This is a genomic window from Enterobacter sp. E20 (assembly GCF_000801755.2).
Taxonomy (GTDB): Bacteria; Pseudomonadota; Gammaproteobacteria; order Enterobacterales; family Enterobacteriaceae; genus Enterobacter; species Enterobacter asburiae_B.
The window spans coordinates 1,160,675-1,176,423 of the sequence record NZ_CP012999.1; the positions used below are offsets into that span (position 1 = coordinate 1,160,675).

General features: G+C 59.5%; 16 protein-coding genes. 5 read left to right on the plus strand and 11 right to left on the minus strand.

What is annotated here, in order from left to right; genetic code table 11:
* Positions 1-63 precede the first annotated feature (63 nt).
* On the minus strand, positions 64-945 hold the full coding sequence (locus tag NI40_RS05365) for a LysR family transcriptional regulator (RefSeq protein WP_038417608.1): 882 nt from the start codon (positions 943-945) through the stop codon (positions 64-66).
* A gap of 105 nt (positions 946-1,050) precedes the next feature.
* Between NI40_RS05365 and budA the strand changes: the two genes are divergently transcribed.
* From budA to NI40_RS05385, 4 genes are all read left to right on the plus strand, one after another.
* Positions 1,051-1,830 (plus strand): acetolactate decarboxylase, encoded by a 780-nt coding sequence (gene budA / locus NI40_RS05370; protein WP_039264046.1) that lies wholly within the window; start codon positions 1,051-1,053, stop codon positions 1,828-1,830.
* Positions 1,802-3,523, plus strand: coding sequence for an acetolactate synthase AlsS (gene alsS, locus NI40_RS05375; protein WP_198922085.1), 1,722 nt, complete (start codon positions 1,802-1,804; stop codon positions 3,521-3,523). The genes budA and alsS overlap by 29 nt, the downstream gene beginning before the upstream one ends.
* 20 nt (positions 3,524-3,543) lie before the next feature.
* Positions 3,544-4,314: a (S)-acetoin forming diacetyl reductase gene (locus NI40_RS05380; protein WP_024906954.1), complete on the plus strand. Its 771-nt coding sequence runs from the start codon at positions 3,544-3,546 to the stop codon at positions 4,312-4,314.
* A gap of 256 nt (positions 4,315-4,570) precedes the next feature.
* Positions 4,571-5,044, plus strand: coding sequence for a cold-shock protein (locus tag NI40_RS05385; RefSeq protein ID WP_023310683.1), 474 nt, complete (start codon positions 4,571-4,573; stop codon positions 5,042-5,044).
* Between the two features lie 70 nt (positions 5,045-5,114).
* Here the strand turns inward: NI40_RS05385 and NI40_RS05390 are convergent, their stop codons facing one another.
* From NI40_RS05390 to NI40_RS05410, 5 genes are all read right to left on the minus strand, one after another.
* Positions 5,115-5,819, minus strand: coding sequence for an ABC transporter ATP-binding protein (locus NI40_RS05390; RefSeq protein WP_039264047.1), 705 nt, complete (start codon positions 5,817-5,819; stop codon positions 5,115-5,117).
* Positions 5,806-6,642 (minus strand): ABC transporter ATP-binding protein, encoded by an 837-nt coding sequence (locus tag NI40_RS05395; RefSeq protein ID WP_039264048.1) that lies wholly within the window; start codon positions 6,640-6,642, stop codon positions 5,806-5,808. The genes NI40_RS05390 and NI40_RS05395 overlap by 14 nt, the downstream gene beginning before the upstream one ends.
* Positions 6,635-7,468, minus strand: a complete 834-nt coding sequence (locus tag NI40_RS05400; RefSeq protein WP_039264049.1) for an ABC transporter permease — start codon at positions 7,466-7,468, stop codon at positions 6,635-6,637. The genes NI40_RS05395 and NI40_RS05400 overlap by 8 nt, the downstream gene beginning before the upstream one ends.
* The gene (locus tag NI40_RS05405; RefSeq protein WP_033144875.1) at positions 7,468-8,481 is read right to left on the minus strand and encodes an ABC transporter permease; all 1,014 of its coding nucleotides are present in this window, start codon (positions 8,479-8,481) and stop codon (positions 7,468-7,470) included. Before NI40_RS05405 ends, NI40_RS05400 begins: the two co-directional genes overlap by 1 nt.
* Before the next feature lie 150 nt (positions 8,482-8,631).
* Positions 8,632-10,200 carry an ABC transporter substrate-binding protein gene (locus NI40_RS05410; protein WP_039264050.1) on the minus strand — a complete coding sequence of 523 codons (1,569 nt, stop codon included), beginning with the start codon at positions 10,198-10,200 and terminating at the stop codon, positions 8,632-8,634.
* A 201-nt stretch (positions 10,201-10,401) separates the two neighbouring features.
* Here NI40_RS05410 and NI40_RS05415 point away from each other — a divergent pair, with 201 nt between their 5' ends.
* Positions 10,402-11,100, plus strand: coding sequence for a GNAT family N-acetyltransferase (locus tag NI40_RS05415; RefSeq protein ID WP_039264051.1), 699 nt, complete (start codon positions 10,402-10,404; stop codon positions 11,098-11,100).
* A 33-nt stretch (positions 11,101-11,133) separates the two neighbouring features.
* Here NI40_RS05415 and NI40_RS05420 read toward each other — a convergent pair whose 3' ends face one another.
* The 5 genes from NI40_RS05420 to NI40_RS05440 form a co-directional block, all read right to left on the minus strand.
* Positions 11,134-12,828 (minus strand): thiamine pyrophosphate-binding protein, encoded by a 1,695-nt coding sequence (locus NI40_RS05420; protein ID WP_039264052.1) that lies wholly within the window; start codon positions 12,826-12,828, stop codon positions 11,134-11,136.
* Positions 12,829-12,861: 33 nt separating this feature from the next.
* The gene (locus NI40_RS05425; RefSeq protein ID WP_039264053.1) at positions 12,862-13,602 is read right to left on the minus strand and encodes an SDR family oxidoreductase; all 741 of its coding nucleotides are present in this window, start codon (positions 13,600-13,602) and stop codon (positions 12,862-12,864) included.
* Positions 13,603-13,878: 276 nt separating this feature from the next.
* Positions 13,879-14,526 (minus strand): anti-sigma factor, encoded by a 648-nt coding sequence (locus NI40_RS05430; RefSeq protein WP_039264054.1) that lies wholly within the window; start codon positions 14,524-14,526, stop codon positions 13,879-13,881.
* Positions 14,523-15,077, minus strand: coding sequence for an RNA polymerase sigma factor (locus NI40_RS05435; RefSeq protein WP_039264055.1), 555 nt, complete (start codon positions 15,075-15,077; stop codon positions 14,523-14,525). The genes NI40_RS05430 and NI40_RS05435 overlap by 4 nt, the downstream gene beginning before the upstream one ends.
* Before the next feature lie 43 nt (positions 15,078-15,120).
* A complete protein-coding gene (locus NI40_RS05440) occupies positions 15,121-15,684 on the minus strand; it encodes a fasciclin domain-containing protein (protein WP_023334833.1) in 564 nt (187 codons plus the stop codon).
* Between the last annotated feature and the right edge of the window lie 65 nt (positions 15,685-15,749).

The following is a 15,749-nucleotide window of genomic DNA, read 5'->3' on the forward strand; positions in this document are numbered from 1 at the left end:
GCATTGCCGGGTGGCGGCTGCGCTTTACCCGGCCTACAAAAAACCAAAACCCCTGTACTGCCGTCACCCCTCGCTCATCATCATCAAAAACCGCTTCACCGTCCGCGAGCGTTCAAAGCGTCGCCAGCAGAGCGCGATATCGGTATAAAGCTCCGGCGAGCTCAGCGCGTGATAGGTGACATTCGGCGGTGAAATGGCCGCCATGGATTTCGGCACCAGCGCGAACCCGCCGCCCGCGGAAACCATGCTCAGGGAGGAGGAAAGCTGCGACGACTGCAGCGCGTGCTGCACGTCAATCCCGGCCCGCTCGCAGCAGCCGTGAACCCGTTCGTACAGCCCCGGCGCGACCTCCTGCGGGAACAGCACCACCGGCGTATCCCTAAGCTGCTCTAACGCCAGCGAATCGCACGCCGCCAGCGGATGATCGCGATGCAGCGCCACCACCATCGGCTCCCGGTCGAGGATTTTTAACTCGAACGCCTTGCTGCTCTCGCACGGCAGGCGCACGAAGGCGATATCCAGTTCACCCTCCGCCAGCATCGTCGTCAGCGACGACATATTGGCTTCCACCTGGTGAACCTGCACCGCCATGTTCTGCACCTGAAACTGGCGGATCAGCGCGAAAATTTTGGGATGAAAAGCGTCGGAGCTGGTGATGCCAATCGACAGGTTGCCGTTCAGCCCGCGCGCGATGCCGCGGGCTTTTTCCAGCGCGGCATCGCTCAGCGCCAGAATTTTGCAGGCGTCCTCGTAGAAGGCTTCTCCCGCCTCGGTCAGCTCCACGCCCCGCGTCAGGCGTCTGAACAGCGGCGTGCCCACTTCCTCTTCGAGCCGTTTGATCTGCTGACTCAGAGGAGGCTGTGAAATACCCAGCGCTTCGGCCGCCCTGGTGAAGTGTCGCTCGCGTGCAACCGCGACAAAATACCGCAGATAACGAAGTTCCATATCTAAAACGTCTCAAACCAGCATGGTTTCTATATTGGAACTCTCTGCTGAATCGGGTCAACATTTATTTAACCTTTCTAAATAAAGTTGAAGAGGACGAGCACGATGATGCATTCATCTGCCTGCGACTGTGAGGCCAGCCTGTGCGAGACCCTGCGGGGGTTCTCCGCCCAGCATCCTGACAGCGTGATCTATCAGACATCGCTAATGAGCGCCCTGCTAAGCGGCGTGTACGAAGGAGAGACCACCATCGCCGATTTGCTGGCACATGGTGATTTTGGTCTGGGCACCTTCAACGAGCTGGACGGTGAAATGATTGCCTTCAGCAGCCAGGTGTACCAGCTGCGCGCCGACGGCAGCGCCCGGGCCGCGAAGCCGGAGCAGAAAACGCCGTTCGCGGTGATGACCTGGTTCCAGCCGCAGTACCGCAAAACCTTCGATGCACCGGTCAGCCGTCAGCAGATCCACGACGTCATCGACCAGCAGATCCCCTCCGACAATCTGTTCTGCGCGCTGCGCATTGACGGCAACTTCCGCCACGCCCATACCCGCACGGTACCGCGCCAGAAGCCGCCGTACCGCGCGATGACCGACGTGCTGGACGACCAGCCGGTGTTCCGCTTTAACCAGCGCGAAGGGGTGCTGGTCGGGTTCCGCACGCCGCAGCACATGCAGGGCATCAACGTGGCGGGTTATCACGAGCATTTCATCACCGACGACCGTCAGGGCGGGGGCCATCTGCTCGACTACCAGCTGGAGAATGGCGTGCTCACCTTCGGTGAAATTCACAAGCTGATGATTGACCTGCCCGCCGACAGCGCGTTCTTACAGGCCAACCTTCACCCCAGCAATCTTGATGCAGCGATCCGTTCCGTCGAAAACTAACAGGAGAACTACCGTGAACAGTGAGAAACAGTCACGTCAGTGGGCGCACGGCGCCGATATGGTTGTCGGCCAGCTGGAAGCGCAGGGCGTGAAGCAGGTGTTCGGGATCCCGGGTGCGAAAATCGACAAGGTCTTTGACTCCCTGCTGGACTCCTCCATTGAGATCATCCCGGTACGCCACGAGGCCAACGCGGCGTTTATGGCGGCGGCGGTCGGGCGGCTGACCGGCAAGGCCGGGGTGGCGCTGGTCACCTCCGGGCCGGGCTGTTCTAACCTGATCACCGGCATCGCCACCGCCAACAGCGAAGGCGACCCGGTGGTGGCGTTGGGCGGGGCGGTGAAGCGGGCGGATAAAGCCAAGCTGGTGCACCAGAGCATGGACACCGTCGCCATGTTCAGCCCTGTCACTAAATACGCCGTGGAGGTCAGCTCACCGGACGCGATTGCCGAGGTGGTATCGAACGCGTTTCGCGCCGCCGAGCACGGCAGGCCGGGGGGCGCGTTCGTCAGCCTGCCGCAGGATATCGTCGACCAGCCCGCCACGGGGGCGATTTTACCCGCCAGCGGCCCGGCGCTGATGGGCCCGGCACCGGAGTCAGCGATTAACGACGTGGCGAAGCTTATCGAAAACGCCAAAAATCCGGTCATTTTACTCGGCCTGATGGCCAGCCAGCCCGCGAACAGCGCCGCGCTGCGCAAGCTGCTGGAGAAAAGCCGCATTCCGGTCACCAGCACCTATCAGGCCGCCGGGGCGGTAAACCAGGAGCACTTCACCCGCTTTGCCGGACGCGTCGGCCTGTTCAATAACCAGGCGGGCGACCGGCTGCTGCATCTGGCGGACCTGATTATCTGCATCGGCTACAGCCCGGTGGAGTACGAGCCGTCCATGTGGAACAGCGGTGACGCGACGCTGGTGCATATCGACGTGCTGCCCGCCTATGAAGAGCGTAACTACGTGCCGGATCTGGAGCTGGTGGGGGATATCGCCGAAACGCTGAACCTGCTTGCTAACCGGATCGACCGTAAGCTCGAGCTGAGCCAGCGGGCCTCCGAAATTCTGGTCGATCGCCAGCATCAGCGGGATCTGCTCGACCGCCGCGGCGCCTCGCTCAACCAGTTTGCCCTGCACCCGCTGCGCATCGTGCGCGCCATGCAGGACATTGTGAACAACGACGTGACGCTCACCGTCGACATGGGCAGCTTCCACATCTGGATCGCCCGCTACCTCTACAGCTTCCGGGCGCGTCAGGTGATGATCTCCAACGGTCAGCAGACCATGGGCGTTGCCCTGCCGTGGGCGATTGGCGCGTGGCTGGTGAACCCGGGCCGCAAGGTGGTTTCAGTCTCCGGTGACGGCGGCTTCCTGCAGTCGAGCATGGAGCTGGAAACCGCGGTGCGCCTCAACGCCAACGTGCTGCACATCATCTGGGTGGATAACGCCTACAACATGGTGGCGATTCAGGAAGAGAAAAAATACCAGCGGCTTTCCGGCGTCGAGTTCGGCCCGGTCGATTTCAAAGCGTATGCCGACGCCTTCGGTGCGAAAGGCTTTGCCGTAGAGAGCGCCGAGGCGCTTGAGCCGACGCTGCGTGCGGCGATGGATGTGGATGGCCCGGCCGTGGTGGCCATTCCCGTCGACTACAGCGATAACCCGCTGCTGATGGGCCAGCTCCATCTCAGCCAGATTTTGTGACTCAATATAAGGACAGAGAAATGCAAAAAGTTGCTCTCGTAACAGGCTCAGGCCAGGGGATTGGTAAAGCGATCGCGCTTCGCCTGGTGAAAGATGGCTTTGCCGTCGCCATCGCCGACTATAACGTTGAGACGGCAAGAGCCGTCGCCGATGAAATCATCCGTAACGGCGGCAACGCCGTCGCCGTGAAGGTCGATGTCTCTGACCGCGAACAGGTATTTGCGGCGGTGGAGAAAGCGCGCACCGCGCTGGGCGGCTTTAACGTTATCGTGAATAACGCCGGGATTGCGCCGTCTACCCCTATCGAATCCATCACGCCGGACATTGTCGACAAGGTCTACAACATCAACGTGAAAGGGGTGATCTGGGGGATCCAGGCCGCGATTGACGCCTTCCGCAAAGAGGGGCACGGCGGCAAGATCATCAACGCCTGCTCCCAGGCGGGCCACACCGGCAACCCGGAACTGGCGGTCTACAGTTCCAGCAAGTTCGCGGTGCGCGGCTTAACCCAGACCGCCGCACGGGATCTCGCGCCGCTGGGGATCACCGTTAACGCCTACTGCCCGGGCATCGTCAAAACGCCGATGTGGGCGGAAATCGACCGTCAGGTCTCCGAGGCGGCGGGTAAACCGCTCGGCTACGGGACCGAAACCTTTGCCAAACGCATTACGCTTGGCCGCCTGTCCGAGCCGGAAGATGTCGCCGCCTGCGTCTCATACCTGGCAGGCCCGGATTCCGACTACATGACCGGTCAGTCGCTCTTAATCGATGGAGGGATGGTGTTCAACTAAATACTAATATACCCGTCATACTTCAAGTTGCCTGTGCGTTGGCTTTCCTCGCTCACCCCAGTCACGTACTGATGTACGCTCCCGGGGATTCGCTGCGTCGCCGCCTTCATGCAACTCGAATTATTTAGGGTAAAAGCTCTGACATGAGTTTTCCCCTGCACCCGTGCAGGGGCTTTTTTTTGTCTCCTCCGTCATTGTGCATTACACTGCGCGCTGCAAAACTTTAGTCATTACGATCTGACAGGCGGTAAGAGCGATGAACGGTACAATCACAACGTGGTTTAAAGATAAAGGCTTTGGATTTATCAAAGATGAAAACGGCGACAACCGCTATTTTCATGTGATTAAGGTCGCGAACCCCGATCTGATTAAGAAAGATGCCGCGGTGACCTTTGAGCCAACCACCAACAACAAAGGCCTTTCCGCCTATGCGGTGAAGGTGATCCCTGAAAGCAAACATCTGTTTATTGCCGGCGAGCGCGTGAAGCTCTCCTCTATCAAATCTTTCGTGGTGTTTAACGAAGAAGAGCCGGCTGATACCAAAATCGACAAAGAGAACGCGGTGCTGTCGGTTGGGCTGCTGATGAACAGCATCAAGCCGAAATCCGAGAAAAAGCCGGGCGAAATGCGCACGGTGAAGAAGCTGGCGATCACCACCTTCCAGAACACGACGCTGATCTTCACCGAAGATGAGATCGACATCGACGCCACGGTGAAGCTGCTGAAGTGATTTTTTTGCCGGGTGGCGGCGACGCCTTACCCGGCCTGGAAAACCCGCGCGGCGCTCGCCGCCACGCGGTTTACCCCATCCTGTGCTCACCCCGCAACATCGCTTCACGGTCAAACACTTTCTGGATCTCCCCGTGCGCCATAAACGCCGCCCGGTCGGACATATGGGCAATCACGTCCGCGTCGTGGCTCACCAGCAGGTAGGTCATGCCGTGCTCGGCCTTCAGGCTGTTGAGCAGGTTCAGAATTTCCGCCTGCACCGACATATCCAGCGCCGAAGTCGGCTCGTCCAGCAGCAGAAGCTGCGGGCGCAGCAGCAGCGCGCGGGCTATGGCAACGCGCTGACGCTGCCCGCCGGAAAGCTGGTGCGGATAACGCCTGCCCGCGTCGGCGGAAAGCCCCACCTGCTGCAGCGCATCCGCTACCTTTTCGGCAATCCGCGTTTCGCCGTGGATGTTTAACGGCTCCGACAGGGTGCGCGCAACGGTGTGGTTTGGATGCAGAGACGCCCACGGATCCTGAAACACCATCTGCACGTTGCGGCGAAGCTCGCCTTCAAAACGCCGTCCTGGCCGTAGCGCGTCTCCCAGGATCGAAATACGGCCGTTCCACTCGCGCTGCAATCCCGCCAGCACGCGCAGAATAGTCGATTTCCCGCAGCCGGATTCGCCGATCAGGCTGAAGGTTTCACCTTTCTCGATGCCAAAGCTGGCGGCGGACACCGCCGTTTTCTCTCCGAATCTCACCTGGAGATCCTTAACCTCAACGAGCGCCATTATCGGCCTCCTTCCACGGCTGCGTGCGGTCCAGCGTCGGCAGCATCTGGCCGAACGTTTCCGCATTGGGTCGGCAGGTCCACAGGGTGCGGGTGTACGGATGCGTCGCCTGCGGAAGTCGGCTTGCCGCCATCTCATCGACCTTCTCGCCCTGATACATCACCAGCACGCGGTCGCAGTGCTCCGCCACCAGCGGCAGATCGTGGCTGATTAACAGCATCGCCATCTGGCGTTCTTCGCTCTGCTGCACCAGCAGTTCGAGGATCTGGTTGCGCAGGCGGGCGTCCAGCGCGGAGGTGGGTTCGTCGGCAATCAGCACCTGCGGGTTGTTGATCAGCGCAATGGCGATCATCACCCGCTGGCCCATGCCCCCGGAGAGCTCGCCAGGGTAGCGCTGGAGGACGTGTTCGTTGAGCCCGACGGCGCGGATGATGTCGTGAATGCGCGCCAGGCGCTCGGCGCGGGGCAGGTGCTGGTGCAGGGTCAGCGCTTCATCGAGCTGAGCGGCGACGTTTTTCGCCGGATTCAGCGCGTAGCGCGGGTCCTGCAGGACCATCGCAATCCCGTTGCCGCGCAGCGCCTGCCAGCGGCGGGTGCTCAGGGTCAGCAGGTCGTTGCCGAGCACGTTAAGCCGGTTCGCGCTCACGATGCCGGGCTTACGCACCAGCCCCATCAGGGCGCGGGCGGACATTGATTTGCCCGAGCCGGATTCCCCCACCAGCGCCAGCCGCTCGTTGCCCAGCGTGAAGCTCAGGTTATTGACCACGCGCGCGGCGGGGTAGTCGATGTTCAGCGCATCGACGATGACGCGTTGTTCAGTCATGCTGTGGCTCCAGTACGTCGCGCAGGCCGTCGCCCAGCAGGTTAAAGGCCAGGCTGGCAAACAGAATCGCCCCGCCCGGAATGGCGGCAATCCACCACTGGTCGAAAATCACCTGCATGCCGTCGGCGATCATCGCGCCCCATTCGGCCATCGGCGGACGCGCGCCAAGGCCGAGGAAGCCCAGACCGGCAGCCGCCAGAATAATCCCCGCCAGATCCAGCGCCAGCCGCACAATCGCGGACGGCAGGCACAGGGGCAGGATATGGCCGACCAGCAGGCGCGGGCCGCGAATGCCCATCATCTCGGCGGCGGCCAGATAATCGCTGTGGCGCAGCCGCTGAATTTCACTCCGCGCCTGACGCGCGTAGGCGGGCCAGGTGGTTAAGGCCAGCGCCAGCGCGCCGTTGACCAGCCCCGGGCCAAGCATCGCCACAAACGCGAAGGCGAGGATCAGGCGCGGCATCGACATCACCACGTCGGTAAAACGCATCAGGATGCGCTCCAGCCAGCCGCCGTAGTAGCCGGACAAAATCCCCACCAGCAGCCCGGCGGGCAGGGTGATTACGGTAACTAATGCCACCAGCCCGAGCGCCGGACGGGTGCCGTAAATCAGGCGCGAAAGCAGGTCCCGTCCGTAGCTGTCGGTGCCCAGCCAGTGCTGGCTGTTCGGTGCCTGCAGGCGCGCGGCGGCGTCCTGCCAGTTCGGGTCAAGCGGCGCGAGCCACGGCGCGAACAGGGCGATAACCACCAGCAGCGCGATGGCAGCCAGCCCGCAAAACGCGGCGGGGGAGCGGCGCAGGCGGCGTAAGAAAAGATAAAACGGCATCAGCGCACCCTGGGATCGGTCGCCCGCACAAGCAGGTCGGTAAGGTTATTGATCAGCACAAAGCAGACGCCAATCAGCAGCGTGCCGCCCATGACGGCGGTGGTGTCTCCGGCGAACAGGGCGGTGGTGAGGTAGCGCCCGATCCCCGGCCAGGAGAAGACGGTTTCGGTCAGTACCGCGCCTTCCAGCATGCTGGTGTAGGCGAGGGCGATCACCGTCAGCAGGGTGCCGCGAATGTTCGGCAGCACGTGGCGCAGCAGGATGGTCATCTCCCCGGCGCCCTTGGCGCGGGCAAGCAGGATGTACTCTTTGTTCATTTCGCTCAGGCAGGCGGATCGCGTCAGGCGGGTGATGCTCGCCAGCGAATAATAGGCCAGCAGCAGCACCGGCAGCACCAGGTGGCTGAGGGCGTTGCGGAACGCCTCGCGATCGCCGGAAAGCCAGGTATCCACCAGCGCAAAGCCGGTACGCGGCTCGACGGTGAACTGCCAGATATCATCCAGCCTGCCGGGACCCGCGCTCCACTGCAGCTTCGCGTAGAACAGGGCCAGCATCAGCAGGCCGAGCCAGAAAATCGGTACCGAGTTGCCGAGCAGGGTGAGCGTTCTGATGGCGAGATCGAGCGGCGAACCGGCGTAGCGGGCGCACAGCACCCCGGCAATCACGCCGAGCACGGCGCCGATGATCAACGCCAAAGTCGCCAGCTCCAGCGTGGCGGGAAACGCGTGCAGCAGATCCTGCAGCACCGGCTGCCCGGTGGCGCTGGCGGTGCCTAAATCCCCGTGGGCAAGGTTTTGCAGGTAGTGCCAGAACTGCACGGGCAGAGGCCGATCCAGCCCAAGCTGATGGCGAACCTGATCGTAGGTTGACTGGCTGGCGTGATCGCCGACGATCTGCAGCACGCGATCGACCGGTGAAAACGCCGAGAGCGCAAACGTGACGAGCAGCAGCCCGAGGAGCGTGAGCAGCAGGGTCAGCAGCCCCTGGAGAACGCGGGTGGAAAGATGTGGCATGGGTAAATCGTTATCCTGAAAATATGCACGGACGACCCCCTCTCCCTGTGGGAGAGGGCGGGGGTGAGGGGGAACAGGCGGCTCTGTTGCACGATGTTGCCCTCACCCCAACCCTCTCCCACGGGAGAGGGAGAAGGAGAAGGAGAAGGGCTACTTCGTGACGCGATCGTACCAGACCATATCCGCGTTCAGCCCCTGCTGATACCCCTTCACGTTATCGCGCACCACGATCTGGGTTTTCCCCTGATCGACGAACACGTACGGCGAATTCTGCTGCAGCTGTTCCTGCATCTTTTTGTAGAGATCCAGACGCTTCGCCGGATCCGGCTCGGCTACCGCCGCCAGCGTGGCTTTGTTCAGCTCCGGAATTTTCCAACCGTTAAGCCCGGCCACGGTGCTGGATTTACCGTCGTTCCACGCGAAGGCGCTGGCGTTAGAGTGCGCGTCGAAGTAGTCCGGGATCCACAGACGGATCGCCGCCTGATGCTGCTTTGCGCGCACGCGGGCATAGACCTGGCTCCCGGCGGCAGGCAGCAGATCGACCTTCACGCCGCCCTGGGCAAAGCTCGCCTGCATCGACTGGGCGATGGTGATAAACGGCGGCTTGTTCTCCACGTCCAGCGTGAAGTGCGCGTCTTTAATGCCCGCTTTGGCGAGAATGGCTTTCGCTTTTGCCGGGTCAAATTTAAACGGGTTGTCTTCCAGCGCGCCCGGCAGGCCGACCGGCAGGAAGCTCTGATGAACAAAGTACTGGCCTTTCAGCAGATTTTTGGTGATGCCTTCATAATCGACCAGCCAGCGCGAGGCTTCCCAGAACGCCGGGTTGTTCAGCAGCGGGTTGGCGCTGTTGCCGGTGTTAAACACCAGGTAATTTTGCTCGGCGGACGGAATGCTCAGCACCTTCACGCCCGGCTTGCCGTCCAGGGCGCTTATCTGATCTGCACCGAGATCGCGCGCCACGTCCGCATCACCCTGCTGGATCAGCAGGCGGCGTGAAGCCGGATCGGGGACGTTTTTAATGATGATGCTTTTGAGCTTCGGCGCGCCGCCGGGTGCAGATTCGTTAGCTTCCAGCACGATGGCTTGATGCGGCTGATAGACGCGCATTTTGAACGCGCCGCTGCCCGCCGAGTGCATTTTCAGCCAGGCGTTACCGAAGTCATTATCCTTCACGTTCGCCGCAACCTGCTTTTCATCAACGATGGAGGCAATCGGCGTGGAGAGAATATTCAGCGTCACCGACGGGCTAACGTCCGCCGTCCAGTGAAGCTGGAGGGTATGGTCGTCCACCTTTTTCAGCTGGCTGGCGATGTTGCTCGCGTCCCAGCCCAGCACGTTGAGGATAAAGGCCGGGGATTTGTTCAGCGTCACGGCGCGGGTGTAAGAGAAAATCACGTCTTCCGGGCGCAGCGGGTTACCGGAGGCGAATTTGGCATCGGGCTTAAGCTTAATCGTCAGGGTTTTTGCTGCCGCGTCCGCTTCCCAGCTTTCTGCCAGAATCGGGGTGATTTTTTCCGGGTTATTGCGGTCCGGCTGTACCAGACGCTGATACAGGCTCGGCACGGTCTGGATGCTGGAAAGCTCGTTGGCTTCGGCCGGGTCGAGGCTCACGATGTCATCCAGCCCCTGGGCAACAACCAGCGTGTTGGGCGGAGTAGCGGCGTGGACAGCGCCTGAGAGCGCAGCCAGCACCAGTAACGGCAACAGTTTTTTCGTCATAGCGATCCCTGAGAAGAATATATTGTGATTGTTTTATGCTCCGCTACGTTAGGGCGACTCTGACATTCCGCAAAGTCGAAATTCAGCTTTGCTTATGCCTTCCAGGAATATCGCATGCGTTCGGGCTATTAAAATACGCTGCTTTTCGCCCGCTTTTTAACCTGCTATAACAAACTCCTTACCTTTCAGGGAGTCACCGCCGTGCCCGAAATCAATCAACATGGTCAAACCGTTAACGATATCGTTCCCGACTGGAGAGGCGCGCGCGTATTAACCCGCACGCCGCTGTTCGGCCAGTATTGCCGCCTGGAGCCGCTGGATGCCGATCGCCACGCGGCCGATCTCTACGAGGCCTATGCCCTGGGCGACGACAGCGACTGGACGTGGCTTGCCAGCACGCAGCCAGCGAGCGTGGAAGCCACCGCACACTGGATCGTGGGAAAGGTTATGGACGATGAGCTGGTGCCGTTTGCCGTCATTGATTTACGCACCGAACGCGCGGTGGGGCTGGTGAGCTATATGGCTAACGAGCGGCTGCTGGGGTCGGTGGAGATCGGGCACGTGACCTGGTCGCGCAGGATGAAAGGAACCCGGATGGGCACCGAAACGGTGTGGCTGCTGCTGAAAAATGCGTTTGAGCACGGCTACCGGCGCGTCGAGTGGAAGTGCGATTCCATGAACGTTGCGTCACGAAATGCGGCGGAGCGGCTGGGGTTTGTCTGGGAAGGACGCCTGCGCCAGAAGCTGGTGCGCAAAGGGCGCAACCGCGACAGCGATATGCTTTCTATTATTGACGGCGAGTGGCCGCAGCGCGATGCCGAACTGCGCGCCTGGCTGGCGGCGGAGAATTTTGACGGAGAAGGGCGGCAGATTAAGCGGCTTGAGGCGTTTCGGTTATAAGTGTTTTATGTAGGGTACATCTGAAACGGTCGATCAATCTGCGGAAATGGCAATTTCAATCAAATTGGTTTTTCCTGACTGTAGCCCCTGCGTCACCGCCGTGGCGATATCCGCGGCCTGGGTCACCCGGCAGCAGCGGATACCCATCGCGGTGCCCAGCGACTGGAAATCAATTCGCGGGTTAATCAGATCCATCCCGATAAAACGACCCAGCTTTGTCGAACTGTAGCCCGGCTGTCCTTTCATGAAGTTTTTCAGGATGTTGTACTCCAGGTTATTCATCACGATAAAGGTGACGGGCAGATTTTCGTGCGCCGCCGTCCAGAGCGCCTGCGGCGAGTACAGGGAGGCGCCGTCGCCAACCAGACACACAACCGGCTCGCGCCCCAGCCCCAGCGAGTGACCTACTGCTGCAGGCATTCCCCAGCCCAGACCGCCGCCGCGCATAAAGTAGTAGCGCGGGTGCTGCTGGTCGGAGATAAACCGGCGAACGTGTCTGGCCGTTGCAATCGCCTCGTCGACAATCGTTATGCCCGGTGGAACAGACTTTATCACCTCGTAGGCCGCGACCATCGGCGAAATCGCCGGGCGCAGCCGCTCGGCTGCCAGACGTTCTTCCTGCAGTTGCCACTCTTTTTCACGTTCAGCGCGTGCCGCTTTGAGCAGCCGCTGATGCGTCAATTTGCTTGCCACCCGGCGCTGCTCAAGCTTCGGCAACAGTTCCTTCAGGGAGAGTGTGATATCCCCCATCACCGAGAGGCGGGTGGCGTAGGTGCGTCCCAGCTCGTTCATATCCGCCGAGAGCTGATACACCGCGCAGGTTTCCGGAATCGCCTCGCCCTCGCTATACAAAATGGTAATCAGGCTTCTGCCGCCGATGATAAACACCGCATCGTAGGCATTAACGACGCTGGCGATTTCCTTTGCGGTGGTGGGCATATTCCCTCGCCAGAGCGCGTGCTGCGTGGGGAAGGGTAAATTCAGCGGCCAGGAGGAGCCGTAGACGTGGGCGCCCAGGGCTTCAGCAAGCTGGACGATCTCCTGCGTCGAGCCGCTGGAGTGAACTTCATCCCCCGCCACAATCATGATCCTCCCGGGGGTGACTTCGCTTAGCGCCTGCGCCAGCTCGTCCAGAGAGCCCGCCACGGTGTGGTAGTTCACTTTAGAGGCCGTTTGTATCCCGGCGTCGCTGAGCTCTTCCATCACGTTCATTGGCAGGGATAGCAGCACCGGACCCGCGGGAGGGTAGCTGGCGGCATGAAACGCCCGGCGCACCAGCACCGGAAGCTGGTCGGCGCTGGTGACCTCCTGCGCCCATTTCACCACCGGCGATCCAATGGAGACAATGTCATCATACAGGAGCGGGTCGCGCACGTAGTGGCGGGTATCCTGTTGCCCGACGGTGACAACCAGCGGCGTTTTCATGATCCGCGAATTAATGAGATTCCCCATGCCATGCCCAAGACCGCTGGCGGTATGCAAATTGATAAAACCGGTCTTGCCGGAGGCTTTCGCGTAGCCGTCGGCAATGGCGACCACGCTGCTCTCCTGGAGTGCCAGAATATAGTGAATATTTTCATGGCGAAGAAGGGCATCAATGAGCGGGAGTTCGGTGGTGCCGGGGTTGCCAAAAATATATTCCACACCTTCACTCTCCAGCACTTCAAGGAGAATATCGGCACCCGAACGCATATTTAAGTCTGACAGGGACGTTAATGATTTAATCATAATGACACCTCATTCAGCGTTATTTAACTCATGCTAAAATTCTTCCTGCGTAGGACGGACAATTATTTCATTTACATCAACGTCGCCAGGCTGTTCGATAGCAAATAATACGGCTCTGGCAATCGACTCTGCCGGAATAGCCTGCTTATAAAATTCATGCAGGAACTGTTTGCTCGGGGCATCAGAGCTGCCAAACTGCAGCTCGCTTTCAACGGCGCCGGGGGAAATAAGGGTCGTCCGAACGGTTTTCCCCGCTTCCTGACGTAAGCCTTCACTCAGGGCGCGGACGGCGAATTTCGTGGCGCTGTACACCACGCCGCCGGGGGCAAGGACCTTGATACCCGCCACGGAGGCCACGTTAATAAAGTGTCCGCTCCCCTGGCGCTGGAATACCGGAAATGCCGCTGCGATACCGTACAGCACGCCTTTAATATTGGTATCGATCATCCGGTCCCACTCGTCGGTTTTCAGCTCGCTGAGGGGGGCAATCGCCATAAAGCCCGCGTTGTTGATCAGCACGTCGACGCGCTGGTATGCGGCAACGGCAGCGTCAATCGCGCGCTGAACCTCCTCCTGTCGGGTCACGTCCGCCTTCACGGCAATCGCCTGGCCGCCCTGCTGAATAATGCTATCTACCAGGGCGTTAATTCTCTCCAGACGACGGGCAACCAGAACCAGAGAAAACGGTTTATTTGCCAGATGAAGGGCAATGGCCTCACCAATACCGCTGCTGGCACCGGTGATAACAACAACTTTGTTTGCACTATTATTCATGATCTTATCTCACTGTTGTATGATTCAAAATAAATAAAAATAAGGGAGCGGTTTAAGAATTTTTGAAAATTCTTAAACCGCTCGTTTTTGATATATTCTGTATCTGGAATGAAATAATGCTCGCTTAAAACTTAATGGAGTGCGGAAGAAAATGTCAATGACGTTTTTTAATAATTAAATTAATTGCAAGCTTAATATTTAATTCTTATATGTAACAATCATATGAACAGAATAAAATTTGGTGACCCCCGCGGCCCTGCGAACAAGGCCGGAGGATTAAATCTTGCCGCTGTACAGCACGGGGCCGGTGGGTTGACCGGTGGGAGATCCCCCTTTAGGTTCAAGGCTTATGGCTATCATCGCGTCAGGGGTAAGGGTGTTGTTACTGAGGGCAACATCAGTCGGTATATCACTTTGCAGCAGCCCAAGGGATATCGGGGCCTTCCCGGCAGGAATAAGCCAAAGCTGCAGGCTGTTTTGCGCCGCGACAGCGTTCGGTCTGAGAGGGGTGATGCTCAGATACTGGCGGCGGCTGTCCGCACTGACGATCCATTGCCCGTGCTGTTGGGCATCGTTGAGCACCATCAGCGGTGCGAGTTCCGGCGTTCGGGTGGAATACCAGGTCACGACGGTAACGGCGGCGAGGCCGGCCGCGACCACCCAGCCGAGATAGGGCCGGCTTTGGCGCAAAGGCTTTTTCGGTGGCAGATCGAGGGCGATCCTCTTCCACACCGTCTCGGGTGGGTGAACGGGCGTAAGGTGATTATCGAGCGTGCTAAACATTTCCTGCCAGTACGCCACGCGCGCTGTCAGGCCGGGCTCAGCGGCAAGCCTTTTCTGGAACTGAAGCCGCGCCCCTCCGCGCAGCGTGCCGAGGGCATATTCCGCAGCCAGCATGTCATCGCGTTTTTCGCTGTCATTCATAGGCCCACGCACTCCCGAAGATGATCCATCGCGCGGCGGATCCAGCTTTTTACCGAGCCCACGGGCTGCTGGAGCCAGTCGGCAATGTCGCTGTGGGACATGCCCTGATAGTAGGCGAGCGTAATGCTCTGGCGCTGTTCCTGACTCAGATGATCCAGACAATGCCTGAGTCGTGCTGCCTGCGCGTTATCGTACCAGTTGTTTTGCTCATCGTTTTCGCTAAGCAGACTCTCTTCGGAATACGACTCCTCGCGGGCGGCAGCGCGGGTTTGCCCGCTGCGCAGCCAGTCAATACAGCGGTTGCGAACAATATGCGTAAGCCAGGTCATCGGAGAGCTCAGGGCGGCGTTATAGGTGTCGGCTTTACTCCAGACGGTGACAAAACAGTCGTGAAGGATCTCTTCTGCCCAGGCGCGATGATGAAGCATGCGCAGCGCGACGGCAAACAGATGCGGTGAAGTGAGTCGGTAAAGCTGTTCAAATGCGCGGCGATCGCCGTTTGCGACCGCCTGCATTAATTTCAACTGCTGTTCAGCCAGCGCGTTATCCATGTTTTTCCCGGAAGGCAACGTCACACTTCCGAAGTATAGACAACTACTTAGGCATCAGGACGGTATCAATCACATCGATCACGCCATTTTTCTGATGGACGTCATAGGTGCTGATGTTCGCCACGTTACCTTTACCATCCTTGAGCTGAATATTGTGCGGGCCGTTACTCATGATCCACAGCGGTTGACCGTTAACGGTTTTCAGCTCCGCGTGGCCGCCGCCCTGTTTAATTTTCTGCTCCAGCGCTTTCATATCGTAATTACCCGCAACCACGTGATAGGTCAGGATACTGGTGAGCAGCGCTTTATTTTCCGGCTTCACCAGATTGTCGACCGTACCCGCAGGCAATTTCGCAAACGCCGCATCGGTGGGCGCAAAGACGGTAAATGGCCCTTTACTCTGCAGCGTATCCACCAGCCCGGCCGCTTTAACCGCCGCCACCAGCGTGGTGTGATCTTTAGAATTCACGGCGTTTTCAACAATGTTTTTGCTCGGGAACATTTCCGCTCCGCCCACCATCACGGAGCCTGACGTCATGGCTGCTGATGCGCCTGCACAGAAGAGTAAAGCGCTGGATACGAATGCAACACTGAGTAGCTTTTTCATCATTTATCCTCGGATTAGGGAGCAAAGGCGTTGCTCACGTACTCACATACGAGGGCAGGGTGGAA

Coding starts and splice junctions, on each gene's coding strand:
- NI40_RS05365 (WP_038417608.1), bottom strand. CDS start 945: ATGGAACTTCGTTATCTGCGGTATTTTGTCGCGGTTGCACGCGAGCGA.
- budA (WP_039264046.1), top strand. CDS start 1,051: ATGATGCATTCATCTGCCTGCGACTGTGAGGCCAGCCTGTGCGAGACC.
- alsS (WP_198922085.1), top strand. CDS start 1,802: ATGCAGCGATCCGTTCCGTCGAAAACTAACAGGAGAACTACCGTGAAC.
- NI40_RS05380 (WP_024906954.1), top strand. CDS start 3,544: ATGCAAAAAGTTGCTCTCGTAACAGGCTCAGGCCAGGGGATTGGTAAA.
- NI40_RS05385 (WP_023310683.1), top strand. CDS start 4,571: ATGAACGGTACAATCACAACGTGGTTTAAAGATAAAGGCTTTGGATTT.
- NI40_RS05390 (WP_039264047.1), bottom strand. CDS start 5,819: ATGGCGCTCGTTGAGGTTAAGGATCTCCAGGTGAGATTCGGAGAGAAA.
- NI40_RS05395 (WP_039264048.1), bottom strand. CDS start 6,642: ATGACTGAACAACGCGTCATCGTCGATGCGCTGAACATCGACTACCCC.
- NI40_RS05400 (WP_039264049.1), bottom strand. CDS start 7,468: ATGCCGTTTTATCTTTTCTTACGCCGCCTGCGCCGCTCCCCCGCCGCG.
- NI40_RS05405 (WP_033144875.1), bottom strand. CDS start 8,481: ATGCCACATCTTTCCACCCGCGTTCTCCAGGGGCTGCTGACCCTGCTG.
- NI40_RS05410 (WP_039264050.1), bottom strand. CDS start 10,200: ATGACGAAAAAACTGTTGCCGTTACTGGTGCTGGCTGCGCTCTCAGGC.
- NI40_RS05420 (WP_039264052.1), bottom strand. CDS start 12,828: ATGATTAAATCATTAACGTCCCTGTCAGACTTAAATATGCGTTCGGGT.
- NI40_RS05425 (WP_039264053.1), bottom strand. CDS start 13,602: ATGAATAATAGTGCAAACAAAGTTGTTGTTATCACCGGTGCCAGCAGC.
- NI40_RS05430 (WP_039264054.1), bottom strand. CDS start 14,526: ATGAATGACAGCGAAAAACGCGATGACATGCTGGCTGCGGAATATGCC.
- NI40_RS05435 (WP_039264055.1), bottom strand. CDS start 15,077: ATGGATAACGCGCTGGCTGAACAGCAGTTGAAATTAATGCAGGCGGTC.
- NI40_RS05440 (WP_023334833.1), bottom strand. CDS start 15,684: ATGAAAAAGCTACTCAGTGTTGCATTCGTATCCAGCGCTTTACTCTTC.